Source organism: Alkalihalobacterium alkalinitrilicum (genome assembly GCF_002019605.1).
GTDB lineage: Bacteria > Bacillota > Bacilli > Bacillales > Bacillaceae_F > Alkalihalobacterium > Alkalihalobacterium alkalinitrilicum.
Window position 1 is genome coordinate 4,494,363 of the sequence record NZ_KV917368.1, and the last position, 26,888, is coordinate 4,521,250.

Sequence of the window (26,888 nt, forward strand, 5' to 3'; positions counted from 1 at the left end):
TAATGAGAAAAGGTGATTAATGATGGAAACAGTTTATATTATTGAAGGAGCAAGAACGGCATTTGGTAGTTTTGGAGGCGCTTTTAAAGGGATTTCGGATATTGATTTAGGGGTAGCAGCAAGCCAAGAAGCGATCAAACGAAGTCAAATGAAACCAGAGCAAATTGATCATGTGTATTTTGGAAACGTAATTCATACGAACAAATCGTCATCGTACTTAGCAAGATATATTGGTTTAAAGTCTGGCGTTCCACATGAAGCTCCAGCATTAACCCTCAATCGTTTATGTGGTTCGGGACTTCAAGCGCTAGTGTCTGGAGCGCAACAAATCATGCTTGGGGACGGAAAAACAGCGTTAGTTGGTGGCGCGGAGAATATGAGTCAATCCCCACATGTCCTAAGAGATACACGTTTCGGAAGTAAATTAGGAGCACCGCAAATTGATGACATGCTTTGGGAAACATTAACGGACCATAACGCAGGTTGTGGAATGGGTGTAACGGCAGAAAATTTAGCAGAAAAATATAATATTAGTCGTGAAGAGCAAGATGAATTCTCTACTCGTTCACATCAGTTAGCTGCTGCCGCACGTGAAAATGGACGATTTGAAAAAGAAATTGTTCCTGTCGTTTTAAAAGGACGTAAGGGAGATATCGTCATCGATAAGGATGAACATATTAAGGCAGATACAACGGCGGATAAATTATCAAACTTAAAACCTGCATTTAAAAAAGACGGTACTGTAACGGCTGGAAATGCAAGCGGAATTAATGATGGTGCTGCTGCTGTGACTCTTGCTAGCGAGTCTTTTGTGAAAGAAAATAATATTAAGCCATTAGCAAAGATCGTATCTTGGGGAATCGCTGGAGTTGATCCTGCGTATATGGGAATAGGCCCAGTTCCAGCTAGTAAAATAGCTTTACAAAAAGCTGGATTATCGATCGAGGATATCGATTTAATTGAATTGAATGAAGCATTTGCGGCTCAATATTTGGCCGTTGAAAAAGAATTAGGATTAGATCGCCAAAAGGTAAACGTAAATGGTGGAGCAATTGCACTAGGACATCCCGTTGGTGCAAGTGGAGCAAGAATTGTTTATTCATTAGCGCAAGAATTAAAACTTCAGAATAAAAAGTATGGTCTAGCATCACTTTGTATTGGTGGAGGACAAGGGATATCAGTAATTATCGAAGCCGTATAATGAGGAGGGGGTACTGATGGGATTTAAAAAAGTAGTGGTTGCCATTGATGGATCAAAACATAGTTACAAAGCGGTTAAAAGAGCAGTAGAACTTGTAAACGACGTAACAGGGCAATTAACTGTTGTACACATCGTACAGGATGGAAGTCCTACCCCGATTATCATTGGTGATTTCTCAGCATCTCAATATGATTATCGAAAGAAAATGAAAGAAATGAAGAAAGAAGAAGGCGAACAAATTATTCAACGAGCGAAGAAAGAAGTTCAAGAAAATGGTGGGACTTCTGAGTTTTATATTTTAGAAGGTGACCCTGCAGCAACCATTTGTGAGTATGCGGAAAAAGAAAACTATGATTTAATCATTATTGGAAGTCGTGGTCTTGGAAGTTTTAAAGAGATGATGTTAGGAAGTGTGAGTCATAAAGTCGCACAAATTTCTACCGTGCCGGTAATGATTGTTAAATAGTAGAAAGAAAATGTTATAGTTGTTAATGAGGCACCTTGATTATATTAAGGTGCCTCAATACACCCTTATAGGTTTAATGCTTCATGAATTAACTCCAATTAAGGAGGAATCTGGTTGGAAAATAATGCGAAGGCAAGAATTATTAAAGCGGCATTGAAATTGTTTAGAAAACAAGGATTTTATCAAGTATCTGTAAGAAATATTGTGGAACAAGCGAAAATTTCAAATGGTGGTTTTTATCATCACTTTAAATCAAAAGATGAGCTACTCTACTTTATTAATGATCAGATTATGTCTCACGTTATCGCAGAAGGCCAAAAGGCAATTGAAAACTATGAAAACCCTGTTGAGCAATTACGAGGGCTAATTCTTTCTTTCGTAAGAGCCTTTGATAAATATAATTTAGAAGTTACGATTATGTATCAAGAAAGTCACTATCTAGTTGGTGAATATGAAGAAAAAATTAGAGAAAAAAGAAACCAGTATGAAAAAATGTATAATACCGTACTCATAGAAGGTGTAAAAGCAAAAGTCTTTCGATCCGATCTCCCATTAAAAATTACAGGTTTTATGATTTTTGGACAAGTAAACTGGACGTACAAATGGTATCAAGCCAAAAAGCCACTCACAATTGACGAAATAGCCGATATATATATTAACTTCGTTTTTAGTGCTTTATTAACAGATCGAGCTAAAGAAATATATAGTCAATACATTTCACCAGTAGAGCAAAAGGCAACTTAATTTTAAGGAATGGGGAGAATGCGGATGAAGTTAGATCACTATTTGTTATCGATACTAGACTCTCTTCATGATGCAGTAATTGTTGTTCTAACGGACTATACGGTTGCTTATGTAAACAAAGCATATACGGAACAATTTAATGTCCCTAAAGAAAAGATTGTGGGGAGAAACTTACACAAAATTGAAGAAAACTCTCGGATCATTGAAGTATTAAAAAGTGGAGAACCACTCATTAATGATTGTAGTTATGTTCATTCATTAAAAAAAGATGTGTGTGCTAATATTACTCCTCTAATAGAAGGTGGAAAGATGACAGGTGTTGTTACTATTATGAGGGATATTAGTGAAGTCACAAACTTACAGGAAGAACTAAATCGATATAAGATGTATTCTTCTGAACTACGAAAACAATTGGACCAAAAGAACTTTTCTTTGTTGCATAGTAACGTATATAAAATGAAAACCGCAGTGTCCCTTGCTAAAAAGGTTGCGGCTACTGATGTTACGATTATGTTGTATGGTGAAAGTGGTGTAGGAAAAGAAGTATTTGCAAAAGCAATTCATGAAGCGAGTACAAGGCATGATAAGCCGTTTATCCCGATCAATATTGCTTCAATCCCAGACGCTCTCTTTGAAAGTGAGTTGTTTGGATTTGAGGAAGGTTCATTTACTGGATCTAGAAAAGGTGGAAAAAAAGGTTTAATTGAGTTAGCGGAAGGCGGTACATTATTTCTAGATGAAATTGGTGAAATGTCATTAAATGTACAAGCGAAATTATTAAGAGTAATACAAGAAAGGTCTTATCATAAGGTTGGTGGGACGAAATCAATTCCTTTGGATGTGCGGATTATATCTGCAACGAATCGTAATTTAAATGAAGCTATAAAAAAGGGCACCTTTCGAGAAGATTTGTATTATAGAATTAACGTCGTTCCCATTACAATTCCCTCATTGCGGGATAGAAAAGATGATATTCCTTTTTTAATTGAAAATTTGCTGCGTGAACTTAAATCCAAGTATGGTAAACACGTAACAGTAGATGATGAAATTATCGAAGTCATGAAAGGTTATCATTGGCCTGGGAATGTAAGAGAATTATTTAATGTGTTGGAACATATGGTAGCAATTTGTTCACGCTCTCATTTTGAACTTGAAGATATACCAGATTACATAAGAGAAGGAACACAAAGTAAAATGGTAGATACACAAGTAATGCACAGAGAACGTGTCGAATTAAAAAATACAAGTTATCACCTGAATGAAGTACTAGAAAAAACAGAAAGAAGCCTGATACAACAAGTAATCAAAGCAAGTAAAAATCGTTCAGATGCTATTAGAACATTGGGGATTAGTAGAAAAGCATTTTATGCCAAACTAAAAAAATATAATCTGATGTAACCCCTTAAAACAAAACCAGGATAAAACATTACCCTTCTTTTGATATTGGCACGTTATTTGCATAGATAACGATAGATAGATTTCAATTAAAGGACAGGGAGGCTTTATATATGAAAGTTCAAATTCAGAGAATGGAAGATGGGGATGCAAAAATTACGTATCAGGAAACCGCGGGTCTAGCGATTATAAGCTTAAGCCGGCCACGTTCCAAAAATGCGCTAACTTCCAATATGTGGACACAGCTATCCGAAATTGGAGCCAAAATATTAGATAACCCGAAAAATAAAGTAGTTATTTTAAGGGGAGCAGGGGAACAGTTTACTGCAGGATCAGACATTAAAGAGTTTCACCAAATGTCTGTTGAAGAAGCAGAAGCATCCTTTCTCCTTATGGAAAGAGCGATATCTACATTCGAGCGGTTACCGTTACCGACTATCGGTGTGATAAATGGTCCAGCGATGGGTGCAGGATTAGAACTAGCGCTAGCTTGTGATATTCGCATCGGTTCCAATCATACGAAAATGGGTATTCCTGTTGGCCGCTTGGGCATTACGTTAAACAATAAGTTTGCACAACGACTTGTTAGTTTAATAGGACCGAGTCGAACGAAAGATTTAGTATTTACAGGTCGTTTATATGATGCTGAGGAATGTAAAAAGTTAGGGATGATCAACTACTTAATTCAAGAAGAACGTCTTGATCGGTATGCTATTCGAATGGGGAAACTTGTGGCATCTCAATCACCTGCCTCGTTAAAAGCAATTAAACGATCAGTTGCAAATTGTGTTAATAGTGTTGAAGAGTTATGGTCAGAAGAAACACCGTTTGTGGACTCACACGATTTTCCTGAAGGGGTTGCTTCTTTTGTAGAGAAACGTCCACCGAAATTTAAAAGAAGGATGTAAAGAAAAGACACCGAGGTAAATTAGTACCTTCGGTGTCGCCTATTTGATAAAATGGACATGTATCGAGTGAAGTTCGAGGTGTAAAAAGTTATGAAAAGCTTGTTGTATACTATGTTGAATGTCTTCGCCTATGTCTCGAATCGGCCGTTGAACAGGGTGGTGAAGACTAAGCGATACTTCAACACTAGGGAGAGCTGTCATTTGAACATTCACTTGGTGACATTGCTTAATTTCAGCAATACTTTCGCTTTCATAAGAAGCGATAGAGAGTAACACTTTTTTTGAGATGTGAATGGAGTTGGAGTCAAAATCTGGATAAACGACGGTCGTTTCACCAATTATTTCTTCTTTTTGTGAGAAGATTTTCATTCCTTGTTTGATGAGTCGTTTGAAAAAACTTTGTTCTACTTGAATGTGTGGAACAGGAATGACGTGTCTTCCTTGTGTTAACCGGACGTATAATGCCATTTTAATTTCTCGTGAGGTTCGGACTTCATTAATATCGTAAATGTGCTCAATTTCACCAAGTTCTAAAGTCGAGCAAATTCTTCTGACCATTTTCGGTGATGTTCCTAAAATGAGTATTTTCGGGATATTGTAGATTTTAATCGCTTCTTGGACTTCTTGTTTGTGGTCTTCAAAGTAAAACGTTGCTCTTTTGACAGCTGTAATATAATTTTTTTCAAACTTCGCTGAAGTACCTGCTATTTTTCGACCATAAAGGATTAATAATCCATCATCAATGATCGCAGGGATGTTCTTTTCATAAGCGAAAGAAAGTGCGCTAGTACTTTTGCCCGTTCCGCTTGGACCACTCAGTGCATAAACGATCATTATTTCCATCTCCCTTCCTTGCATCTACGTTAAAAAGAGTGAATTTTTTTTCATTTAACGAAATGTTCTAATTTTAGTTCATTATACTCAAGCTTGTTTTAAGCAGCAAGAAGTTACTTCTACAAATACAAAATAAGTGTTTCCTTGAGAAACATGTGTTTCTTTAGGGAACTACTGCTGTTTCTTGAGGAAACATATGTGAGGAGGTGAAAGTGGAAGAAGCTAGTTATTTCAGGTACAGAATTTTGGCATGATTTTTGCAATTAAAATATCAGAAGAAATATGTTTATATAATTAGGAGGGTATTACTATGGCAAAGGTAAAATATGAAGTAGAAAATCAAATTGGATTAATCACAATTGACTCACCTCCAGTGAATGCACTTGAAACGCAAGTACTAGAGGAGCTTGCAGAAATCGTTAATAATATTAGTGAAGATGTAAACGTTGTTATTATTACTGGCGCAGGCAATAAAGCATTCGTTGCTGGTGCAGATATTAAGGATTTCCCGAATTTGACAAAAGAAACAGGTATAGAGTTAGTGAAAAAGGGTCAACAAATTTTCCAACAAATTGAAGACTTAGACCAACCTGTAATTGCGGCAGTTGATGGTTTTGCACTTGGTGGTGGGTTAGAGCTTGCACTTGCATGTGACTTCCGCATAGCTACGAAACGTTCTCAATTTGGTTTACCAGAAGTAAAACTAGGGGTTATTCCTGGATATGGTGGGACGCAACGTTTGCCACGCCTCATCGGTAGCGGAAAGGCAAAACAGCTCATTTTCTCAGGGGAATTTCTTTCAGCTGAAGAAGCATTGAATGTAGGAATTGTGGAAGAAGTTACAGAAGGTTCAGCTCTAGAAGCAGCGCAAAAATGGGCAGAAAAAATTGCGCAAAGAGGACCGCTTGCTGTAAGAGCAGCGAAAAAAGCTGTCAATGAAGGATTAAATCAAATGTTAGAAGAAGGATTAAATACGGAAGCTACATATTTTGGTTCAATTGCTGAAACAGAAGATATGAACGAAGGTGTGGCAGCTTTCTTTGAAAAGAGAGAGCCGAAGTTTACTAGAAAATAAGACTGTATTAAATTGAATTACTAGTTTTGGAAGGTACAAAAACAAAAACATTAAGAAAGATTCATAAATTAGGAGGAAAAGAGATATGAAAAACATTGGTATTATTGGTTTCGGATTAATGGGTTCGGGAATTGCGCAAGTATGTGTTGAAGCAGGTTATCAAGTGACTGCAGTTGAAGTGAAAGAAGAGTTTTTCGAAAAAGGTCTTAAGCAGATTCATAAGAATTGGAACAAAGCTGTAGAAAAAGGAAAGTTAACAAACGGACAAGTAGAAGAGTTACAAAGTAGACTATCAACATCAACAGATTATCAAGATCTAGCGTCGGTTGATTGCGTTATTGAAGCTGTTAGTGAGAATATGGAATTAAAGAAAGAAGTATTTAAAAAAATCGATGCAGTTGTTAATGGGGAAGCATTAATTGTAAGTAATACATCTGGATTAAGTATTACAGAGATGGCAAGTGTTGTTAAAGACCCTAGTCGAGTGATGGGCTTCCATTTCTTCAATCCAGTCCCAGTTATGAAACTTGTAGAGTTAATTCGTGGAATTGATACTTCAGAAGCGACGTACGAAAAAGCTCAAGCTTTAGTAGAATCTCTTGGTAAAGAAGGGATTGACGTTAAAGAAGCACCACTGTTTGCGGTGAACCGTATTTTAGTACCGATGATTAATGAAGCGATCTTTGTTTTACAAGAAGGAATTGCGAGTGCAGAAGACATCGATACAGGTATGAAGTTAGGAGCAAATCACCCAATTGGACCGTTAGCATTAGCTGATTTAGTTGGATTAGATACATTATTATTTGTTCAAGATTCACTCTATGAAGAAACACAAGACTCAAAATATCGTGCAGCACCTTTACTAAGAAAATTAGTAAGAGCTGGACATTATGGAAGAAAGACTGGAAGAGGTTTTTACGAATATTAAAAAGTGATCTTCATAGGGGGAAGGAAAAATGAGTTATTTCGAACTTTCAGAAGAACATCTACAAATAAAACAAGAGATTCATAGATTAGCCCAAGAAAAAATAAAACCGCGCGCGATCGAAATTGATGAACAAGGAGAGTATCCTTGGGATATTCTTAAGCTTTTTTCTGAATATGGTTATATTGGCGCAAACATGCCTGAAGAATATGGTGGGGCAGGATTAGACTTACTAAGTTTTTGTACGATTGTCGAAGAAGTTGCACGAGTTTGTGCGTCTTCTTCACAAGTCGTTACCGTACAGGAGCTTGGGGCACTGCCAATTATGATCGGTGGTAGTCATGAATTAAAGCAACGTTACCTTCCAGATGTTGCCTCTGGAAAGAAGGTTATTGCGTATGCTTTAACTGAGCCGAATGCTGGATCAGATGTAAAAAGCTTAAAAACCCGAGCGGTTAAAGACGGTAATGACTATATTATTGATGGGCAGAAAATGTTTATTAGTAATGGTGGTGCCGCCGACCTTTATACTGTATTTGCCAAAACCGAAAACGGAATAACTGCTTTTGTTGTTGAAAAAGATACACCTGGATTTGAGGTCGGAAAGCTCGAGAAGAAAATGGGAATTAAAGGATCACCAACGGCGCAACTTTTCTTTGAAAATTGTCGTGTTCCAGCTGAAAACCGTATTGGAGAAGAAGGAGAAGGCTGGCTCATCGCGATGAAAACATTTGATAAGTCACGACCAACTGTTGCTGCACAAGCGCTTGGTATTGCTCAAGGTGCTCTTGACGCTGCATTAGAGTATGTTCAAGAAAGGGAACAATTTGGAAAGCCGATCGGTTCGTTCCAAGGTGTTCAATTCATGTTAGCTGACATGGCAACACAAGTGGAAGCGGCCCGTGGACTCGTGTATCGTGCAGCTGCAAAAGTAAACGACTTATCTGCGACAGGGAAAAATCCCGAGTTAACACAAGCTTCATCAATGGCGAAAATGTTCGCATCTGATGTTGCGATGAAAGTAACAACCGATGCGGTTCAATTATTAGGTGGTTATGGTTACGTACAAGAGTATAATGTAGAACGAATGATGAGGGATGCTAAGATTACCCAAATCTATGAAGGTACAAACCAAATTCAACGTCTAGTCGTTGCGAGAAACTTGTTAGGAGGAAAATAAATGAAAATTTTATTTATTCACGGTGCTGGTGGATCAAGCAACAAATGGCGGGAAATGGATGAACTTCTACAAGGTGTTCCTTTTGAAAGTATTGATCTACCAGGGCACGGATCTAATGGTGATGTAATTGCTGAGACAGTTGAAGAATATGCACAGCGATTATCTGAAGCTTTGAAAGAAGATGTAATCGTTGTCGGACATTCAATGGGAGGAATGATCGGGATAGAGCTAGCTGCTAGAAACCAACATGTTAAAGGTCTCGTTCTTGCTGCGTCCAACTATGAAGTCCCAGTTCATCCAAAAATTATTAGTCAATTAGAAAATGGTATTTTCCCTGAGTTTTTATTTTTAGCATCCTATGGCAAAAGCGTTGATGAAGAATTAATGGAACAAGAAAAAGCAGATCTAGACAAGACCCCTGTATCTGTTGCGCTTAACGATTTTAAAGCTTGTGATTTATATAAGAATGGAAAAGCAACGATTGCCCAATTGTCTGTTCCTATTCTAGCTATTTATGGGGACGAGGATCGACTTCTTCCACCAAATGCTCAAGCTGAAATTACTAGTATAAACGAGAGCATAAGTACAGAACTAATCGCTGGTTCTGGACATTATGTCCAATTAGAACAGCCGAAGCTTTTCGCTAATCATGTTCAAGCTTTTTACGAACAAATCAAGAAAACAGTAAACGTCAAATAACTCTTTAGGAGCGATTATTGTGTTGTATATTAATGGAAAATGGCAGCAAACAGAAAGCGGTAACTCCTTTTCTTCAATAAACCCAGCTACAGGTGAAGTACTCGGTACGATCGCTGATGGTACGGCTATTGATGCAATGAACGCAATTACAGCCGCCGAAGATGCGTTTGACAGCTGGTCTTCTTTAACTGCATATGAGCGATCGAAATATTTATATAAAGCGTATGAAATCATGATGGAAAAGAAAGAACAGTTAGCTGTTATGATGACAAAGGAGCAAGGAAAGCCTTTGAAAGCAGCTAGAAATGAAGTACAGTACGGTGCTGATTTTCTGTTATTGTATGCAGAAGAGGCGAAACGAGTAAATGGTGAAATTTTACCTTCACCAAGGAAAGATCAACGCTTTATGGTCTTGTACCAACCTGTTGGTGTGGTTTGTGCAATTACCCCTTGGAATTATCCAATCTCGATGATTACGAGAAAAATTGCCCCAGCAATTGCCGCAGGATGCACGGTCGTATTAAAACCTGCTGAACAAACACCGCTTTGTGCAATCGAAATGTTTAAGGTATTTGAAGAAGCAGGTATTCCAGCGGGTGTTGTCAATCTTGTAACAACCGAACAACCAGAAGAGGTTGGCGAAGTCTTTTTAACAAATAAAGCGGTTAAGAAGATTACCTTTACAGGATCTACAGAAGTTGGAAAATACATTGCGGAACAAGCTGGAAAACAAGTGAAGCGAGTGTCAATGGAACTCGGTGGCCATGCTCCGTTTATCGTCTTTGATGATGCGGACCCTGTTCATGCCGCTAAAGGTGCATCGCTAGTAAAATTTTTAAATACAGGGCAGGCATGTATTAGTCCAAATCGTATTTTTGTCCACAAAAGTAATATAGAAAAATTTACAGAAACATTTGTCGAACGTGTTCGTAAAATGAAAGCTGGCGTTGGTTTAGAAGAAGGCGTTAATATTGGTCCACTTGTTGATTCTCAAGCACTAGAAAAAGTTCATAATCAAGTAACGGATGCGACGAGTAAAGGAGCTAAAGTTGCGATTGGTGGCGAGCGATTAAACAGTGAACCACTTCATAAAGGTACATTTTATGCTCCTACCGTTTTAACGAATGTGGATCAGTCGATGACCATCTATTACGAAGAAACATTTGGTCCAGTTGCTCCAATTATTCCATTTGAGACGGAAGAAGAAGTATTACAAATGGCTAATGATACACAGTATGGTTTAGCAGCTTACGTGTATACAAAAGACCTGAACCGTGCGATGAAGATGTTTGAAAAGTTGAAGTTCGGAATTATCGGAATTAATGATATTAATCCAACGGCAGCAGCAGCACCATTTGGTGGGATGAAAGAAAGCGGCCTTGGTCGTGAAGGTGGCAAAGAAGGAATTCATGAATATTTAGAAACTAAGCTCGGTGGTTTCTCAATTTAAGATGTAATGGGGCTGAAGATTTTTTCAGCCTCATTTTTTATTTTTTAATAGGATAGTTCGTAAAATAACGTACCCACTGCCCCCGAAAAGTTCAGGCTTTACCGCAAACACTAGTTAGAAAGGTTTTTAAGAAAGAGTTTTCTGAATTCAAAAGAGGACGGAATGAGGTGGATTCCTCTTCCGTTTTTCTTATATTGCTTTTGCCTGTTTTTGTCGTAATTTATCATTTTTTGTGAGTAACAGTGTGGAAAACTAAATGATTTATCCACAAATTATGAAGTGTGTAATAAAAATACTATTATACCGTCAAAAAAAGGAACATAAATTACTCACAACTTGTGGGTGTTTTTATCCACAGGGTGTGTATAAAGTTGTGGTTAACTTATGGTTTTCTTATTAGCTGCAGAAAAACCTGCGGTATAACCTGTTGAAAATGCGACGGTAATATTATAACCACCAGTGTATCCGTGGATATCTAACACTTCTCCACAAAAATACAATCCTTGCTTCTTTTTAGATTCCATTGTTTTAGGATGAATTTCTTTTACAGAAACACCTCCACCTGTTACAAAAGCCTTTTCAATCGGCAAAGTACCATTCACCTCAAATTGAAATGATTTGATCAATTGGGCCATTTTGCGAAGGGGTTCATTTCCAAGGTTGGCACAGCTGCCCCCAGGATCAATTGCGACTTTTTCTAAAATAAAGTTTAATATTCGGTCAGGTATGTACCCTTTTAAAACATTTTTTACTGCTTTTTTTGGTTCTTGATTTGTTAATTGACCTAGCTCTTGAAAAATGTTCTCACTAGATTGCCGCGGAAAGAGGTCAATACTCATGGTCACTGTATTCGGGTGCTTCTTTTGTTTCTTTAATTCTTTGATGACAAATTGACTACATCTTAATACGATGGGACCAGAAATCCCAAAGTGAGTAAAAATCATATCTCCTTCATGGCTGATTATTATTTTTCCTTTAGCATTGATAACAGATAGTTCAACATCTCTTAATGAAAGACCTTGAAGAGTTTTATTTTGGATAAAGGATTCGTCTGAGGTAATAGGCACTTCTGTTGGGTAAAGATCGGTAATGGTGTGCCCCGCCTTTCTTGCCCAAGGATATCCGTCACCTGTTGAACCAGTATGGGGTACGCTTTTTCCTCCTGTGGCAATAACAACGGCATGGCTATTGATCAACTCGCCAGTTTCTAATATTACGCCAAGAACTTTATCATCGTCGTAACGAACATCCTTTACAGGAGAATGAGTTTTAATCGTTACGCCTAGTTCTTTCACTTTGTCGATAAGTGTTCGGACAACGGTTGAAGCTTTGTCACTGACGGGAAACATTCTCCCACGATCTTCTTCTTTTAATCGGATCCCTAAGTCCTCAAAAAATTGAATTATGTTTTCATTATTAAATATAGAAAAAGGGCTATGCATAAATCTTCCGTTGCCAGGTATATGCGCAATTAATTCATCAAGAGCCATGCGATTTGTAACATTACATCGCCCACCACCCGAAATTCCTAATTTTCTTCCAAGTTGGTCTCCTTTATCTATTAATAGTACAGCAGCTCCTTGGCTAGCAGCTGCTATTGAAGCCATAAGGCCAGAGGGACCTCCACCGATTACAATAACATCATACATATGTTGTAACACCTTTCATTAAGCATATTTACTTTTTATCCCGCAACAACTGGCAGTAATCCCCCCACTTCGAGACTTCGAGGAATTAAAGAAGGATAAGTGGGGATAAACTGCCAGTAAGTGCCCGATTGGTTCAACTAATCATCAGTGGGGGGAGAGGAAAACCCCTCACTTATGGAAGTATCACTTTATCGTTTGATTTTATCATGAGGAAAGGTTTTGTTGGTAATTCTTTCACTTTTACATGAAAATATACACTAGGGATTAGAAGTGCATTAGTTATTAATTGGAAATAATAAAATAGGCAGTTTATCCCGCAACAACTGGCAGTAATACTCTCACTGATAGAAGTTTCATTTTATTAAGGGTATTTTATTTTCAAAACCTTCACATTGTGCGTGAAGAACCAAGCATCGCTTGGCTTACGGTCGAAAAGCAAAGAGCAACAATCTTTTAGGAATGAGCCTTATATAAAAAAGTGAAAGTAAATAAAAATTGATCGTGAAAAAATAGATTAGTACAATGTATAAGAATAGAAAGGAGTCGTTTTTATGCTAACAAAATGAACATTACATACAAAATTACGTGATGAAATGCTAGAAATTACAGATGAGGTAGAACATTTTGTAAAAGGTATTTACTTTTATGAGTTCGATGGTCCAAGAAAAAGAAATTACTTCATAAAATTGATAAAAAGTTAACTTGATACTTTGGTAAAATACTGTAGACTGTATATGTTGTGTTCGTTGTAAAACATTCAGGAGGACCATATGTCAGACTCTAAACTTCTTCGTGGTACGATGATTTTAACGGCCGCGACATTTATTTCGAAAATTCTCGGTTTAATATATATATTTCCTTTTAGCGCCATTGTTGGACAACAAGGACTAGCGTTATATGCCTATGGATATTTGCCGTATACTGTCATACTAAGTCTGGCAACAATGGGGGTTCCGTTAGCGGTTTCTAAGTTTGTGGCTAAATATAACGCGCTCGGTGACTATTATACAGGTCGAAGGTTGTTTCGATCGGGTATTATCGTCATGTCTATTACGGGGTTTATTGCGTTTTTAGTGATGTTTTTTATGGCTCCCGTTATTTCTACATGGATTATTAGAGATCCAAGTGAACTACAAGGGAGTTCAATGGACGATATGATATTTACAATCCGCATGGTAAGTACCGCATTGATCATTGTTCCGATTATGTCTGTAATCCGTGGATATTTCCAAGGGTTTCAATCGATGGGGCCAACGGCTGTTTCACAGGTTGTTGAGCAAATTGTGCGAATTATATTTATCTTAAGTTTAACTTTTTTAATTGTAGGTGTTTATCAAGGTAATATCGGTACTGCGGTAGGTTTTGCAACTTTTGGTGCTTTTGTTGGAGCACTTGGTGGGCTCGGTGTCCTTCTTGTTTATTGGTTTAAGAGACGAACGCTATTAAATGTTCAAATGGAAGGTAGTACTGTTGACCATCAAATTCCTCTTAAAAAAATGTACCGTGAGCTTATTTCATATGCGCTCCCGTTATCTTTTGTTGGACTTGCAATTCCTTTATATCAGTTAATCGACTTATTTACATTTAATCGTGCTTTAATGGCCTCAGGTATCTCACAAGCGGATGCAGAAGTTGCCTTTGGTGTATTTTCGCAATCATCGCATAAGCTCATCTTAATTCCTGTCGCCCTTGCGACGGCATTTTCAATTACGCTTGTTCCTACGATTACAAAATCGTTTATTAACGGCGATGAAGAATTATTACGAAATCAAGTGACACAAACGTATCAAATTATTTTATTTCTAACGATTCCTGCAGCTGTAGGCTTATCGATATTATCATTTCCAGCCTTTGGTGTACTATTTGGATTTGAGGATGTTGTCATCGGCGGAAGTATTCTAAGATATTATGCACCAATTGCGGTGTTCTTCTCCTTATTTGCTGTAACTGCCGCGATATTGCAAGGCATGAATCAACAAAGATATGCCGTCTTTGGTCTGATTATCGCACTCGTTGTGAAGTTGATATCAAACTATTGGGCTATTTCTTCTTTGGGTGCATTAGGAGGCGTGCTAACCACGTATGTAGGTTACGCGATTTCGATAGCGATCAATGTGTGGGCAATTGGAAAATTTGCCAATTATAATTACCGTTTTATTCTTAAACGATTCTTGCTGATCTCTATCTTTGTTGTGATCATGGCTATTGTTGTCATTGTCGTGAAGCATTTAATCGAACTTGTCTTTCCAGTGACAGGGTGGATGAACGCGTTAATAGTGTTAGTGCCATCTATAGCTGTCGGTGGGTTAGTCTATTTATTTTTAACCGTTCGATCTCATTTAGCAGGACAAATTTTAGGTCATCGATTTTCATTTTTAAGATGGAAGAAAAAAAGAAATGAAGTGCATTAGATGGAAGTATGTAGCCAAGAGCAACTCGGTAATGGGTTGCTCTTTGTCTTTACATGGACTAGATATAAACTTCTAAATAAATGTAGCACTAAGATGTGAAGAAAATAGAAAAATGCTAGGGGTCTTAAATAAGCCTAGCACCTTCCTCGTATTCCTTATGATTTTTTTAAAAACCGTCGGAATAAGGAAAACCTAACTGGCGTTCTACTCTTCGTAAACGACGGTTTAGACGGTTGAGTTGTTCTGTTTGTTGTTCAACCGTGCGCTCAAGTCTCGCTAGGCGGCGTTCAACGTCACGTGGTGGCCGTGGAGGTGTTGGTCCAGGTCCGAATCCGGGTCCAGGCCCAGGTCCAGGACTTGGAAACCCAGGGAATGGTGAAAAAGGCGGTTGTTGTCTTTCATCTTGCATCAACGGCTGTTGCTGTTGAGTAGCATCCATCATATTCGGTTGCTGTTGTTGATGTTGATTTCCATCCATCATGTACGGTTGTTGTTGATAATAATTATAGTTCAATGAAATCTCTCCTTAATTGGGGATTAATACATTACAGTTTTAGCTTATGTAAAATAAGGGCGAATGGGATTAGTCAAGTGCCTATTTTTCTAAAAAAACAGTTACTTCTCATTATTTCTTAATTTTCTACAAGAAGTGCCAGTAAAAGTCTCTTTCTCTTATTTTCACGGTTTGATATAATTGTACAAGCATAAAAAGAATTCAGTGATGCCTTTTTAAGTTAACTTAGGACATAAACTTGGGAGGGGCAATGAAATATTCATTAACAAAGGACAATGATTGGCTACTCATTGTCGTAACTGGTTTACTATCGATATTTGGTCTGATCATGGTATTTAGCTCAAGTTATGTTTGGGCTCTTTATGAATTTGGAGATTATTACTTCTTTATAAAGCGTCAAGCAATGTGGTTTTGTATAGGCATTTTTGTATTTTTTGTCGCCATGCATATCCCGTTTCAAGTCTATCGTAAGTTATCCCCAGCCATTATTTTCGGATCTGTCGTCATACTTACCGCGGTCTTATTTGTTGGGCACGAAGTATACGGTGCGCAGCGTTGGTTAAGGTTAGGTCCATTTACCGTCCAACCGTCAGAGTTTGTAAAATTAGGGATGATCATTTACCTAGCTTCCGTATATAGTCAAAAGCAAGCATACATTGATAAATTTATTAAAGGAATCATGCCGCCTTTAATTGTTGTGACAATCGTATTAGCATTGATTGTTCGACAACCCGATTTAGGGACGGCAACTTCTATCCTTTTAGTAACTATATTAATTGTATTTTTTTCAGGAGCTAAAATTAAGCACCTATTATTATTAGGTTTGTCAGGAGCAGCAGTATTTGCTCTTGCGGTTATGGCAGCTCCGTATCGAATGAAACGGATTACATCATTTATGGACCCGTTTGCTTATGCTGCGGATGATGGATATCAAATTTTACAATCTTATATCGCAATTGCTCACGGTGGGTTATCAGGTGCTGGTCTCGGTCAAAGTGTTCAAAAGTTAATGTACTTGCCTGAGCCGCAAACCGACTTTATTTTAGCAATTATCTCTGAGGAGCTTGGTTTATTAGGGGTAGCATTTGTTTTTATATGTTATTCTTTTATCTTTTTTAAAGGTGTTATGATCGGGATTCGTTGTAAAAATCCGTTTGGAAGTTTACTTGCGTTCGGAATTGTCTTTCAAATCGGGATTCAAATTGTGTTTAATGTAGGAGCAGTATCGGGCTTGTTACCGATTACGGGAATACCATTACCGTTTATTAGTAATGGGGGATCATCATTACTCGTTTCTATGGTATCCATAGCAATTCTAGCGAATATTTCAAGGCAAAATCGACAACAACGACGGCTCGCAGAAGAAAGTGATGAACGTGTAGGAGCATAGCTCCTATACGGTTAGAAAATATAACTTGTCAGTGATGTCTAGCTCCAGCGCCTTGAACGGGCGCTTGCGCTTTTCTTATAGATGGAGGAAATTATGGAAGAACGTAAATCGAGTTTACAGCAGATTGATTATACGTTGTTATTTTTACTATTTTTATTAATGTGTATTAGTTTAATGGCAATTTATAGTGGTTCGGGTCAATATTTTTCGAGTGACCCGACTTATTTTGTGAAGCGGCAATTAGTGTGGTTTGTCGTTGGTATCTTTTTAATGATTAGTGCAATGGTACTTGATTATGATCTATTTCGGAACTTCTCAATACCGTTTTATTTAATCGGCTTAATATTATTGTTGCTCGTTGACTTTTTTGGGGTGATTCAAAATGGATCACAACGTTGGATTGGATTCGGGGGGGTTCTTTTTCAACCTTCGGAATTTGTAAAAATTTTCGTAGTAATTGCACTTGCTCATTTATTATATCGAATTACGAAAGATGGGCGGGAAAAAGGGTTTAAATCTGATTGTTTTCTTGTTGCTAAAGTAGCTGCTATCGGTTTACCGCCTTTTTTTCTAATTTTAAAACAACCTGACTTAGGAACAGCACTTGTTATTGCTAGTATTATGGCAACGATGGTCTTAATGTCTGGGGTCGGTTGGAAAATGTTAACCTTACTTGTAACAGGTGTTATAGGAGGCATTGGTTTTTTAGTTTGGTTACACAATAATTACTTTGAAATATTTAATAAAATTATTAAAAATCATCAGATGGAACGAATTTATGGTTGGTTGTTTCCGCATGAAAATGCAGGGAGTTACGGTTATCAATTGGTTGAAGCGTTAAAAGGAATCGGTGCAGGAAGGCTATATGGAAGCGGGTTTCTACAAGGAGCTCAAACTCAAAGTGAACCTGCGCGTGTTCCCGAGCTCCATACCGACTTTATTTTCACAGTCATTGGGGAAGAATTTGGTTTCCTCGGGGCAACAATACTGATTGTCATTTACTTTTTAATGTTTTATCGAATGATTGTTATTGCGTTTAGTTGTAATAATTTGTTTGGAACGTATTTAGTTTCAGGGATCGTCGGATTATTAGTCTTTCAAATCTTTCAAAATATTGCGATGACGATTGGTTTAATGCCAATTACAGGTCTTGCCTTACCTTTTGTTAGTTATGGGGGAAGTGCGTTAATGACAAATATGATTGCAATTGGTATTGTATTAAATGTGAATATGAGAACGAGACATTATATGTTTCAAACCGAAGAAGTTTAATAAAAAGTGTCCACACCATTGGTAGGTTCATGAGCTATAGTGTAGCTAATTAAGTACCACTATACTCATGAATCGGTGTTGGGCACTTTTTTAGTAGAACTTATCATGTTATGTTAGGGGGACTATGAATGCTTTTATTTGTTGGTTTTGGTCGGCTTACGAAAGGTCTATTACCATTTATCAATAGCAAAGAAGCAATATATGTGTTTCATACACGTGAAAAAAAGAAAGAGGAGTATCAAAAGTTAAACGTGAACTTAGCGAAGCCTACGCAATTTTCTAACGCAACTCATGTTTTTTTAGCGTTACCTGCATCGGAATACAAACATTTTTTTACTACATATGGTCAATACTTTCAAAAAGACACGATTTTTTTTCATATGGCAACAGCGCTGTTACAACATGAAGTGCAGCAATCCATTCCGTATGGAACAATCGTACCGTGCAAATGTATCGGCCAAGCGGACCAAATGGCTGTGGAACAAAAAGGGTTAATAATTGTCCCTAGGGAGTTCTCTGCAGAAAGAAGTTGGCTTCAATCATTTTTTACAAAAGAGATGACAGTGCTTGAAGGGAAAGAGGAAGATGTAATACTCATCAATCAATTAGCGACAAAAGCGGCACTTGAATTAGCAATGTCATTAAAAAAAGAACTATATCAAAAGGGTTTAAATGAAAAGTGGATTGACCATTCCTTAGAAGTAACTGTAAGAGGAGTAATTAAGAGTTATTGTCATGGAAAACTAGGAGGGTTTGGTCGAAACCTATTAGTAGAGATTGAGAAGCAGAATGAGGTGTCTGACAATGAGAATAGATAAACTACTAGCTAACGTCGGCTTTGGAACGCGAAAAGAAGTGAAACGATTACTTAAAACGGGAGTCGTTCATGTGGATGGAGAAACAATCAAAGACGGTAAATTTCACGTTGACCATGAAAAACAATCGGTAACGGTTCATGGTGAACAAGTAGATTATAAAGAATACATCTATTTAATGTTGAATAAACCCAAAGGAGTGATTTCAGCAACAGAAGATAACCAACATGAGACCGTTATTGATTTATTAGCGTTTGAGCATGCGATCTATGAACCATTTCCAGTGGGAAGGTTGGATAAGGACACAGAGGGCTTCCTCATTTTAACAAATGATGGAAAACTCTCTCATGAATTAATGTCGCCGAAAAAGCATGTCGCTAAAACATACGTAGCGACAGTTAAAGGAGAAGTGACTGAAGAAGATGTTGAGAAGTTTAAGGCAGGAGTTGAGCTTGATGATGGATATGTAACGAAGCCAGGACATCTCGTAATTCGTGAAGGAGGTCCTATTTCAACCATTGAGTTAACGATTACGGAAGGGAAATTTCATCAAGTCAAGCGGATGTTTCTTGCCGTCGATAAAAAGGTGTTGGAACTAAAACGAATATCAATTGGTCCGCTACTCTTAGATCCTAGTTTACGGCTGGGAGAATATCGTGAAATGACGGAAGAGGAAGTGGAGTTATTACGAAATTCTCAAGGTCGTAATATCGCTATTGATTAATAATATTGAGAGAGGTTACTTATAATAAAGAAAAAACAGCCACATGACCAAAGTGGCTGTTTCTAGTGCATGCATATTTAAGATACTTTCGTTTTCTTCTTGTTTACGGTCCATTTGCCGCGGCTAGGACTAAGTACTAAATCATTATACTCTAAGACGTTCAAGTCTCTTTGGATCGTTCTTTGAGTTATTCCAAACTCTTCAACCAATTCATTCGTCGTGACAGTCCCCCTTTGTTTAATGTAGAGGTAAATAGACTTAATTCGAGTCAGCATTCGATCAGTTGAAGCTTTCAAAAAACCACTCCTTGTTATAAATGATCGTCCTTACAACCATTGTATTAAAGGGGGGTAATGTTCATTCGTGCCAATTACATTTATGGCTGCTTGGTCGAATGAGCAGTGATAGGACATTAGCCTTTAATATCAATGTTATGTCCTAGAGTTGGTGAGAGTCTGATGTCTATTTGGTGTTGATTTGTGAAGTCTCATCAATTAAGTTCACTGCAAAAGCTGCTTGTGTTGCCATTAAACTTTTTTATAATACTTAAAGTTTGCTGTATCTGACTAACATTCGCAACCATTACTGGCTAAAACTCACATCAATTCCCACCTTGTTACTTATTGTACAATAATTCATTCAATTTAGCAAAGTACCGTGCTACATTTTAGGACATTCGAAAGGCTGTGAAGGTGAATTGTCAAGTATTAATTGGAAAAAAGAAGTGGAAAAAAGAAAAGCTGAATTTATTTGTGAAACTAGAAAATTCCTACAGATACCAAGTGTTTTGGATGAATCGAGTGCAGGACCTGGACAGCCGTTTGGTACTTCGATTAAAGATGCTTTAAATTTTTTATTAAAAAAAGGTGAAGAATGTAACTTTCATGTTAAAAATTTGGAGGGTTATGCTGGTTACATTGAATTTGGTCAAGGAGAAGAATCTGTCGGCATTCTGTGCCATGTTGATGTTGTACCCGAAGGAGAAGGGTGGACAAGCCCGCCTTTTGCTGCTGAATTGGTAGATGGAAAAGTTGTTGCTCGTGGGGCTATTGATGATAAAGGACCCACAATGGCAGCTCTATATGCGATGAAAATCGTGAAAGACTTAGGGTTACCCTTGTCCAAGCGTGTACGAATGATTATTGGAACGGATGAAGAAAGCACATGGCAATGTGTAGACCATTATTTCAAGCATGAGGAAATGCCAACGGTTGGCTTTGCCCCGGATGCTGATTTTCCGATTATCTATGCAGAAAAAGGAATTTGTGATGTTGAGTTGCGCTATAGCTCTAGTGGAAACAGTGGTGAGTCGAAGCATAGCTTAGTTCGGTTTCAATCTGGCAGAAGACTAAATATGGTACCTGATGAAGCAAAAGCAACGATCGCAGTTAAAAATGAGGAAAAGTTGGCGATAGCAAATCAATTTCAATTATTTTTAAACAAACATAACCTAAACGGCTTAACGACGAATAGTTCAGATGAATTGTCTTTGATAGTCAAAGGAAAATCCGCACACGGAATGGAACCGAAGCATGGTATTAATGCAGGATTGTATTTAAGTCAATTTCTGAGTGGAATTCTACAAAAAGATGAAGGAAAACAGTTTATCGATTTTATAACGAGTTATTTAACAAACGACTCTAGAGGAAATCACTTAGGAATTGCTTTTACAGATGAGATTACAGGAGACTTAACGGTAAACTGTGGACTTATTTCATATGAAGCAGGGCATGAAGGTAGTGTGGGTTTAAATATACGGTATCCTGTGACCAAAAATGGTGAGGCAATGATTAACAATCTTCATTCAGTAGCCGAAAAAAACGGATTTTCATTAAAGATACTTGATCATTCACCACCGCATCATGTTAATAAAGAGCATTCTCTTATTCGAATCTTATCAAAAGTATATGAAGAGCAAACCGGCGAGAAAGCGGAGCTTATTTCAATAGGTGGTGGCACCTATGCACGTTCTTTAGAAGCGGGTGTTGCATTTGGACCACTCTTTCCAGGGCGTGAAGATGTCGCGCATCAAAGAGATGAATATATTTTCATCGACGATTTATTAAAAGCAACAGCCATTTATGCTCAAGCCATATACGAGCTTGCAAAAGATTAAAGCTTCTGGTGAGTTGAGGTGGTTGACAAAAGTTAAAGAGCGAACTTTAGCCTGCCAGAACATTTGCTGGTCGGAGCTAAACAGGCGACTTCGCTTTTCTTTGTCTAGCTGCAGTCGCCAGCTCCTCGAGGACAAATAACCTGTCAGGACAAAAGTTAAAAAGCGAACTTTAGCCTGCCAGAACATTTGCTGGTCGGCGCTAACCAGGCGACTTCGCTTTTCTTTGTCTAGCTGCAGTCGCCAGCTCCTCGAGGACAAATAACCTGTCAGGACAAAAGTTAAAAAGCGAACTTTAGCCTGCCAGAACATTTGCTGGTCGGCGCTAACCAGGCGACTTCGCTTTTCTTTGTCTAGCTGCAGTCGCCAGCTCCTCGAGGACAAATAACCTGTCAGGACAAAAGTTAAAAAGCGAACTTTAGCCTGCCAGAACATTTGCTGGTCGGTGCTAACCAGGCGACTTCGCTTTTCTTTGTATAAAGTGGGCTTGTGAAAGAATAATAATGACTGCATACGTTATTTCAGAGGGAGGTTTTTTTTATGGTCCATAAAAAGTTGTTTTTCTTGCTTTTTTCCAGTTTGTTTATATTTGGAGGCAGTAGTGTTTTTGCGCATGCTGAGGACTATTATAATGAGTTGTATTGGAAGTCTCAGTCAATTGAAAAGCAATATGAGATTATGGGCTATCAAACGAAAAGCGCTGCCGTGAAACAATTTGAGCAATTGTACCAAAAGAGAGTAAACCTACCTATAAAAATGCCACCTATTGAGATAACTCACTCGTTTGGAATTATTGATTCGTACAGTTATCCACCCAAATTAGAAATCGAATATGTAAATGAAAACCAACCAAAAGAGCAAATTAAAATGTTTATTATCCCTGTAGAGCAAGGAATATATAATAAAGCACAAATTGCACAGACCTTTATATTAGGTGATGGCGGGAAAGCAATTCAATTAAGGGACAGATACCATAATATCTTGATTTTTCATAAAGGAGATTGGGAGTATATTTTAGCGAATAGCAAAAGAATTGAGGATAAAGTATCCATACAGGATTTAATTAATATGGCAAATTCAATCAATTAAAAAGGGCTAACTCATCATTTGCCTTCCTCAACAGTTATTGTTAAGTCTAAGGAAATATGAGTTAGCCTTCTTTTCTCATTATTTTTTTTCAAAATCAAATAGGTCTGTTGATAAATAACGTTCACCTGTGTCGCAGGCAATGGCAACAACGACATCATCTGGTGATAATGTTTTCGCTACTTCAAGAGCGGCAAAGCAAGCAGCTCCAGAAGAAGGTCCAACAAGTATGCCTTCTTTACGAGCAAGTTCAATGGATGCCCAATAGGCATCTTCATCTTCAATTTTTTTAATCTCATTATAAACGTTTTCGTTTAAGATTGGGGGAATAAATCCAGGACTTGTCCCAACTAGTTTATGTGGTCCAGGCTTTCCTCCAGATAAAACAGGGGATCCCGCAGGCTCGACAACATGGACAGTAGCTTTCGGATAGAATTTCTTGAGCTCTTCTCCAGTCCCTGTAATCGTACCGCCCGTACCAGAAGCGGCGACAAACGCAGATAATTTCTTTCCGATACTGTCGAGTGCTTCTTTAATTTCGACAGCAGTTGTATAACGATGTGCATCAGGGTTTGCTGGGTTTTCGAATTGCATCGGCACAAAGCTATTTGGAATGTCTTTTGCTAACTCATGTGCTTTATCAATCGCACCAGGCATTTTTTTATCGCCTTCGGTTAATACAACTTCTGCACCATATGCTTTAAGAATATTAATACGCTCTTCACTCATCGTATCAGGCATTGTTAAGATGGCTTTATAGCCTCTAGCAGCAGCGTTCATTGCGAGACCTATTCCCGTATTGCCACTTGTGGGTTCAATGATTGTCGCTCCTGGTTTTAATAAACCATCTTTTTCGGCTTGAATGATCATTTGATAAGCGGCACGGTCTTTTACACTTCCGCTTGGGTTGAAGAATTCAAGCTTTAAATAAACAGATGCACCATTTTTATCTGCAATTTTGTTTAATTTCACTAAAGGGGTATGACCGATTAATTCCGCTATATTGTTGACAACTCGCATATAGTCACTTCCTTATTTTAGGTTAACAATAAATTATTGTTTTATTTTATCATAGATAATAAGATAATTCCTATCTTCTATATTGGTTATATGTAAATTCAAAAGACTCAGTCGATTTTTACAAAAATTGTAACGACAAAATATGAGAAATTCGTTAAACTATCTTAGAAAGGATGTTTTTTTATGAAAACTCATTTTTTTCTAGCGGTCCCTGTTTCAGGACAAGTTCAGAAATTTTTATCGGAATGGAAAGATCGGAACATTGGTCATTTCCCATTTCAAAAATGGGTTCACCCCGAAGATTTACACATCACACTTGTTTTTTTAGGCCATATTGAAAAAAAACTGTTACACCATTTAAGTGATCAGTTAGATGAGTTAATAAAAAAACATCACTCTTTCTCGTTAACATTAGGTAATCTTAATACATTCGGGGAAAACTCTCGCCCGAGAATCTTTTGGTCTGGTGTTGAAAATGAGCTATCACTATTCAAATTACAAAAAGATATTGCAAATACGTGTCTCTCCCTGAATTTAGATATAGAAAAGCGTCCATATCGCCCTCATATTACGTTAGCAAGGCGATGGAAGGGAGATGACAACTTTTCTCTACCGCAGGCCACGGAATTATTTAATCAAGAAAATAAGAGTTCATGGAAAGTGGATAAAGTCCATTTATATCAATCACATCTAGGGAAAAGTCCAATGTATGAACCCATTCGTACTTTTTTCTTGCAAAAAGAGGAGTAGTTTTCTTTGACGATTATACGTATAGTCCTTCATATTGCAATTTTATATCTTTTTTACTGGACCGGAGTATTGATTCAGCAAACATTTGATTTGTTTATTCCAGGAAGTATTATAGGAATGTTATTATTGTTTGTTTTATTTGCGACAAAAGTGATTAAACCCAACTGGATTGAATATGGAACCTCAATGTTATTGAGACATATGCCTTTATTATTTTTACCTGTCACAGTGGGAGTATTAAATTTTATTGATGTTTTTTCTGGAAAAGGATTTATTCTTGTGGTTATTGCGCTAATTAGCACTTTAATCGTCATGGTAAGTTCTGGAGCACTTAGTCAATTTTTAGCGACAAGAAAGGAGCAGAAATTATGATGAATATCTTAATGACGCTCTTTTTTATTGGCTTAACAATTATCGTCTATATTGGTGCTAGACTATTTTATCAAAAATATCCTTATCCATTTACTCTTCCGTTAGTCGTTGCAACGATAGTCATGATTTGTATATTAGTAGTATTTAATATTCCATACGATACGTATAAAGTGGGTGGAGAGTGGATTGAGAAGTTATTAGGTCCTGCCGTCGTTGCTCTCGCTTACCCTTTATATAAGCAGTTATCAATGTTGAAAAAATACTTTACGTCGATTGTTGTCGGTGTGTTGGTTGGTGCCATTATTGGAATTGTCAGTGGCTTACAATTAGCCAAATGGATGGGCGTTGAAGAGATGGTAGTTTATTCTCTAATTCCGAAATCGGTGACGACTCCAGTTGCGATGGAAGTCGCTGCAACGCTCGGCGGTGCTCCCCCATTGGCTGCGGTATTTGTTATGGTTGCAGGGATTGGTGGAGTTGTTCTAGCCCCTTACTTTTTTAAATGGTTTAAAATTAACCATTATATCGGAAAAGGTATCGGAACAGGAAGTGCTTCTCACGCCATTGGAACGGCAAAAGCCTTAGAGAATAGCGAGGAAGAAGGAGCTGCAAGTTCAGTAGCAATGACATTAAGTGCGATCGTTGTTTCAATAGTAGGCCCGATGCTCGTTTTTCTATTATATTAGTAAGTGTAACCGTCTAAAATAAAGTATAATAGATATATAAGTACGATGTGGAGGTTCATATTTTGGCCCACTTAATTAAATTAGAAGACTATATTTCTAGATATCAAATGGATATGCAACGATATCCGACTCAATATACAAGGATGAAAAAAGAACGTTGGTATTACTTAAAAAATGAATGGGAACAATTAAAGGCTACTGAAATGAGTCCTCACATGGACCAGGATGAATTATTAAGTCATGAACATGAAAAAACGTTCAATATGTGGATGAGTGCCGTTCAGAAATTTAAATCGTGGAGTTTATTAGGAAAACGAAAAAAGCAAGAAGAAATACCCATTTCCCAAACAGTCGAGGAAGAGAAAGATCAGCTAACTTTAAAAGCAAGAAATGTTAATCATTTAAGGGAGTTATTTTTAGATGACTTATTTCTATCTCAATTGATGTGGGCGAGTTCAAGTATTCTTGAACAATCGTATCTAAACCCAAAGTATAAATATGACGAACAGTTACGCTTTTTTACACAACAACTGCCTGATAATTATTTATTAATGTATGCACCTGTGTTTTGGATTAAGCAAGCGCCCGTCGATATGGACATTATTTTAATTACCCCTAGTGAGGTTCAATGCATAACAAAGTTAGAGGGTAAGGAACATAGTATTTTCCAAGCATCATCAGATCGCTTTTGGGTCGAATTAGTGGGGAAAAGTGAAAGAAAAGTATTAAGTCCAGTTGTTTCTTTAAACAGAATGGCTAGCCTTATTAGTGAAATAATGCAGGAAAACAATTGTGAATTTCCAATAAAAAAAACAGTGTTAGCAAAAGATTGTCTTGTTGATAATATAGCGCAAGGGTTAAAAGTCGAGATTATCGATAAGCGCTCCTTTGCGAGGTGGCATGAAAGACAAAGAAGACATCCATCTCCTATTAAAAGCCAGCAGTTAAAAATCGCAAAAATATTGCTAGACCATTGCCACATTTCAGCTCATATACGGCAAATTGTTAAAGATATTGATTAAAGTTTTGTGCACGGAGCACCAAGTTCATATAGGGTGAATATTTAGATTGGAAAATGGATATAATCTCTTCTTATGAGGAGAAATACAAAAGGCTGATTTTAATAAGAACCCTCATGATGATAAGGATCAAATTGGTCTTATTGAAGTTCATGAGGGGAATTGTTATGGAGTCAGTCTCTTAAAACAT

At 37.5% G+C, this 26,888-nt stretch carries 26 protein-coding genes; 21 read left to right on the forward strand and 5 right to left on the reverse strand.

Going from position 1 to position 26,888, the window contains the following annotated elements:
• Positions 1-22: 22 nt before the first annotated feature.
• From BK574_RS21800 to BK574_RS21820, 5 genes are all read left to right on the forward strand, one after another.
• Positions 23-1,201: an acetyl-CoA C-acetyltransferase gene (locus tag BK574_RS21800; protein ID WP_078430082.1), complete on the forward strand. Its 1,179-nt coding sequence runs from the start codon at positions 23-25 to the stop codon at positions 1,199-1,201.
• Between the two features lie 16 nt (positions 1,202-1,217).
• Positions 1,218-1,667 (forward strand): universal stress protein, encoded by a 450-nt coding sequence (locus BK574_RS21805; protein WP_075388378.1) that lies wholly within the window; start codon positions 1,218-1,220, stop codon positions 1,665-1,667.
• 114 nt (positions 1,668-1,781) lie between these two features.
• On the forward strand, positions 1,782-2,411 hold the full coding sequence (locus BK574_RS21810) for a TetR/AcrR family transcriptional regulator (RefSeq protein WP_142248014.1): 630 nt from the start codon (positions 1,782-1,784) through the stop codon (positions 2,409-2,411).
• A 24-nt stretch (positions 2,412-2,435) separates the two neighbouring features.
• Entirely contained in the window at positions 2,436-3,809 is a 1,374-nt protein-coding gene (locus tag BK574_RS21815) for a sigma-54 interaction domain-containing protein (RefSeq protein ID WP_078430084.1), read from the forward strand.
• Positions 3,810-3,919: 110 nt separating this feature from the next.
• Positions 3,920-4,714 (forward strand): enoyl-CoA hydratase/isomerase family protein, encoded by a 795-nt coding sequence (locus BK574_RS21820; protein ID WP_078430085.1) that lies wholly within the window; start codon positions 3,920-3,922, stop codon positions 4,712-4,714.
• A 39-nt stretch (positions 4,715-4,753) separates the two neighbouring features.
• Here BK574_RS21820 and BK574_RS21825 read toward each other — a convergent pair whose 3' ends face one another.
• A complete protein-coding gene (locus BK574_RS21825) occupies positions 4,754-5,548 on the reverse strand; it encodes a hypothetical protein (protein WP_075388382.1) in 795 nt (264 codons plus the stop codon).
• Positions 5,549-5,858: 310 nt separating this feature from the next.
• Between BK574_RS21825 and BK574_RS21830 the strand changes: the two genes are divergently transcribed.
• The 5 genes from BK574_RS21830 to BK574_RS21850 all read left to right on the forward strand — a co-directional run bounded on the left by BK574_RS21830 (position 5,859) and on the right by BK574_RS21850 (position 10,877).
• Positions 5,859-6,623: an enoyl-CoA hydratase/isomerase family protein gene (locus BK574_RS21830; RefSeq protein WP_078430086.1), complete on the forward strand. Its 765-nt coding sequence runs from the start codon at positions 5,859-5,861 to the stop codon at positions 6,621-6,623.
• 85 nt (positions 6,624-6,708) lie between these two features.
• Positions 6,709-7,551: a 3-hydroxybutyryl-CoA dehydrogenase gene (locus BK574_RS21835; protein ID WP_075388384.1), complete on the forward strand. Its 843-nt coding sequence runs from the start codon at positions 6,709-6,711 to the stop codon at positions 7,549-7,551.
• Positions 7,552-7,579: 28 nt separating this feature from the next.
• Positions 7,580-8,728 (forward strand): acyl-CoA dehydrogenase family protein, encoded by a 1,149-nt coding sequence (locus BK574_RS21840; RefSeq protein ID WP_075388385.1) that lies wholly within the window; start codon positions 7,580-7,582, stop codon positions 8,726-8,728.
• On the forward strand, positions 8,729-9,427 hold the full coding sequence (locus BK574_RS21845) for an alpha/beta fold hydrolase (protein ID WP_078430087.1): 699 nt from the start codon (positions 8,729-8,731) through the stop codon (positions 9,425-9,427).
• A gap of 19 nt (positions 9,428-9,446) precedes the next feature.
• Positions 9,447-10,877, forward strand: coding sequence for an NAD-dependent succinate-semialdehyde dehydrogenase (locus tag BK574_RS21850; RefSeq protein WP_218970609.1), 1,431 nt, complete (start codon positions 9,447-9,449; stop codon positions 10,875-10,877).
• Between the two features lie 377 nt (positions 10,878-11,254).
• Here BK574_RS21850 and BK574_RS21855 read toward each other — a convergent pair whose 3' ends face one another.
• Positions 11,255-12,526: a BaiN/RdsA family NAD(P)/FAD-dependent oxidoreductase gene (locus tag BK574_RS21855; protein ID WP_078430088.1), complete on the reverse strand. Its 1,272-nt coding sequence runs from the start codon at positions 12,524-12,526 to the stop codon at positions 11,255-11,257.
• Between the two features lie 770 nt (positions 12,527-13,296).
• On the opposite strand from BK574_RS21855, the gene BK574_RS21860 reads away from it, so the two are divergent.
• Entirely contained in the window at positions 13,297-14,937 is a 1,641-nt protein-coding gene (locus tag BK574_RS21860; RefSeq protein ID WP_078430089.1) for a putative polysaccharide biosynthesis protein, read from the forward strand.
• Positions 14,938-15,103: 166 nt separating this feature from the next.
• Here the strand turns inward: BK574_RS21860 and BK574_RS21865 are convergent, their stop codons facing one another.
• Entirely contained in the window at positions 15,104-15,451 is a 348-nt protein-coding gene (locus BK574_RS21865; RefSeq protein WP_338020612.1) for a hypothetical protein, read from the reverse strand.
• A gap of 250 nt (positions 15,452-15,701) precedes the next feature.
• Between BK574_RS21865 and ftsW the strand changes: the two genes are divergently transcribed.
• From ftsW to BK574_RS21885, 4 genes are all read left to right on the forward strand, one after another.
• Entirely contained in the window at positions 15,702-16,841 is a 1,140-nt protein-coding gene (gene ftsW / locus BK574_RS21870) for a putative lipid II flippase FtsW (RefSeq protein ID WP_078430090.1), read from the forward strand.
• 93 nt (positions 16,842-16,934) lie between these two features.
• Entirely contained in the window at positions 16,935-18,113 is a 1,179-nt protein-coding gene (gene rodA, locus BK574_RS21875; RefSeq protein WP_078430091.1) for a rod shape-determining protein RodA, read from the forward strand.
• Positions 18,114-18,241: 128 nt separating this feature from the next.
• Positions 18,242-18,931, forward strand: coding sequence for a hypothetical protein (locus tag BK574_RS21880; protein WP_075385933.1), 690 nt, complete (start codon positions 18,242-18,244; stop codon positions 18,929-18,931).
• Positions 18,918-19,652, forward strand: a complete 735-nt coding sequence (locus BK574_RS21885; protein ID WP_075385934.1) for a pseudouridine synthase — start codon at positions 18,918-18,920, stop codon at positions 19,650-19,652. Before BK574_RS21880 ends, BK574_RS21885 begins: the two co-directional genes overlap by 14 nt.
• A 77-nt stretch (positions 19,653-19,729) precedes the next feature.
• On the opposite strand, the gene BK574_RS21890 is transcribed toward BK574_RS21885, so the two are convergent.
• Entirely contained in the window at positions 19,730-19,948 is a 219-nt protein-coding gene (locus BK574_RS21890; protein ID WP_175576473.1) for a DeoR family transcriptional regulator, read from the reverse strand.
• 401 nt (positions 19,949-20,349) lie between these two features.
• Here BK574_RS21890 and pepV point away from each other — a divergent pair, with 401 nt between their 5' ends.
• Both pepV and BK574_RS21900 read left to right on the forward strand, forming a co-directional pair.
• On the forward strand, positions 20,350-21,768 hold the full coding sequence (gene pepV / locus BK574_RS21895) for a dipeptidase PepV (protein ID WP_078430092.1): 1,419 nt from the start codon (positions 20,350-20,352) through the stop codon (positions 21,766-21,768).
• Between the two features lie 537 nt (positions 21,769-22,305).
• Positions 22,306-22,854, forward strand: a complete 549-nt coding sequence (locus BK574_RS21900; RefSeq protein ID WP_075385936.1) for a hypothetical protein — start codon at positions 22,306-22,308, stop codon at positions 22,852-22,854.
• 78 nt (positions 22,855-22,932) lie between these two features.
• On the opposite strand, the gene cysK is transcribed toward BK574_RS21900, so the two are convergent.
• A complete protein-coding gene (cysK, locus tag BK574_RS21905) occupies positions 22,933-23,871 on the reverse strand; it encodes a cysteine synthase A (protein WP_075385937.1) in 939 nt (312 codons plus the stop codon).
• A 183-nt stretch (positions 23,872-24,054) separates the two neighbouring features.
• Between cysK and thpR the strand changes: the two genes are divergently transcribed.
• The 4 genes from thpR (at position 24,055) to BK574_RS21925 (ending at position 26,701) form a co-directional block, all read left to right on the forward strand.
• On the forward strand, positions 24,055-24,621 hold the full coding sequence (gene thpR / locus BK574_RS21910; RefSeq protein WP_078430093.1) for an RNA 2',3'-cyclic phosphodiesterase: 567 nt from the start codon (positions 24,055-24,057) through the stop codon (positions 24,619-24,621).
• 6 nt (positions 24,622-24,627) lie between these two features.
• Entirely contained in the window at positions 24,628-24,993 is a 366-nt protein-coding gene (locus BK574_RS21915; protein WP_238458070.1) for a CidA/LrgA family protein, read from the forward strand.
• Positions 24,990-25,679 (forward strand): LrgB family protein, encoded by a 690-nt coding sequence (locus BK574_RS21920; protein ID WP_075385940.1) that lies wholly within the window; start codon positions 24,990-24,992, stop codon positions 25,677-25,679. The genes BK574_RS21915 and BK574_RS21920 overlap by 4 nt, the downstream gene beginning before the upstream one ends.
• A 62-nt stretch (positions 25,680-25,741) precedes the next feature.
• Positions 25,742-26,701 carry a hypothetical protein gene (locus BK574_RS21925; RefSeq protein ID WP_078430094.1) on the forward strand — a complete coding sequence of 320 codons (960 nt, stop codon included), beginning with the start codon at positions 25,742-25,744 and terminating at the stop codon, positions 26,699-26,701.
• Positions 26,702-26,888 lie beyond the last annotated feature (187 nt).

Excerpts from the sequence above, each read along its gene's own strand:
- BK574_RS21815 (WP_078430084.1), top strand. The coding sequence starts at position 2,436 with ATGAAGTTAGATCACTATTTGTTATCGATACTAGACTCTCTTCATGAT.
- rodA (WP_078430091.1), top strand. The coding sequence starts at position 16,935 with ATGGAAGAACGTAAATCGAGTTTACAGCAGATTGATTATACGTTGTTA.
- BK574_RS21855 (WP_078430088.1), bottom strand. The coding sequence starts at position 12,526 with ATGTATGATGTTATTGTAATCGGTGGAGGTCCCTCTGGCCTTATGGCT.
- ftsW (WP_078430090.1), top strand. The coding sequence starts at position 15,702 with ATGAAATATTCATTAACAAAGGACAATGATTGGCTACTCATTGTCGTA.
- BK574_RS21840 (WP_075388385.1), top strand. The coding sequence starts at position 7,580 with ATGAGTTATTTCGAACTTTCAGAAGAACATCTACAAATAAAACAAGAG.
- thpR (WP_078430093.1), top strand. The coding sequence starts at position 24,055 with ATGAAAACTCATTTTTTTCTAGCGGTCCCTGTTTCAGGACAAGTTCAG.
- BK574_RS21835 (WP_075388384.1), top strand. The coding sequence starts at position 6,709 with ATGAAAAACATTGGTATTATTGGTTTCGGATTAATGGGTTCGGGAATT.
- BK574_RS21880 (WP_075385933.1), top strand. The coding sequence starts at position 18,242 with ATGCTTTTATTTGTTGGTTTTGGTCGGCTTACGAAAGGTCTATTACCA.
- BK574_RS21830 (WP_078430086.1), top strand. The coding sequence starts at position 5,859 with ATGGCAAAGGTAAAATATGAAGTAGAAAATCAAATTGGATTAATCACA.
- BK574_RS21885 (WP_075385934.1), top strand. The coding sequence starts at position 18,918 with ATGAGAATAGATAAACTACTAGCTAACGTCGGCTTTGGAACGCGAAAA.
- cysK (WP_075385937.1), bottom strand. The coding sequence starts at position 23,871 with ATGCGAGTTGTCAACAATATAGCGGAATTAATCGGTCATACCCCTTTA.
- BK574_RS21920 (WP_075385940.1), top strand. The coding sequence starts at position 24,990 with ATGATGAATATCTTAATGACGCTCTTTTTTATTGGCTTAACAATTATC.
- BK574_RS21860 (WP_078430089.1), top strand. The coding sequence starts at position 13,297 with ATGTCAGACTCTAAACTTCTTCGTGGTACGATGATTTTAACGGCCGCG.
- BK574_RS21825 (WP_075388382.1), bottom strand. The coding sequence starts at position 5,548 with ATGATCGTTTATGCACTGAGTGGTCCAAGCGGAACGGGCAAAAGTACT.
- BK574_RS21805 (WP_075388378.1), top strand. The coding sequence starts at position 1,218 with ATGGGATTTAAAAAAGTAGTGGTTGCCATTGATGGATCAAAACATAGT.
- BK574_RS21845 (WP_078430087.1), top strand. The coding sequence starts at position 8,729 with ATGAAAATTTTATTTATTCACGGTGCTGGTGGATCAAGCAACAAATGG.
- BK574_RS21800 (WP_078430082.1), top strand. The coding sequence starts at position 23 with ATGGAAACAGTTTATATTATTGAAGGAGCAAGAACGGCATTTGGTAGT.
- BK574_RS21820 (WP_078430085.1), top strand. The coding sequence starts at position 3,920 with ATGAAAGTTCAAATTCAGAGAATGGAAGATGGGGATGCAAAAATTACG.
- BK574_RS21900 (WP_075385936.1), top strand. The coding sequence starts at position 22,306 with ATGGTCCATAAAAAGTTGTTTTTCTTGCTTTTTTCCAGTTTGTTTATA.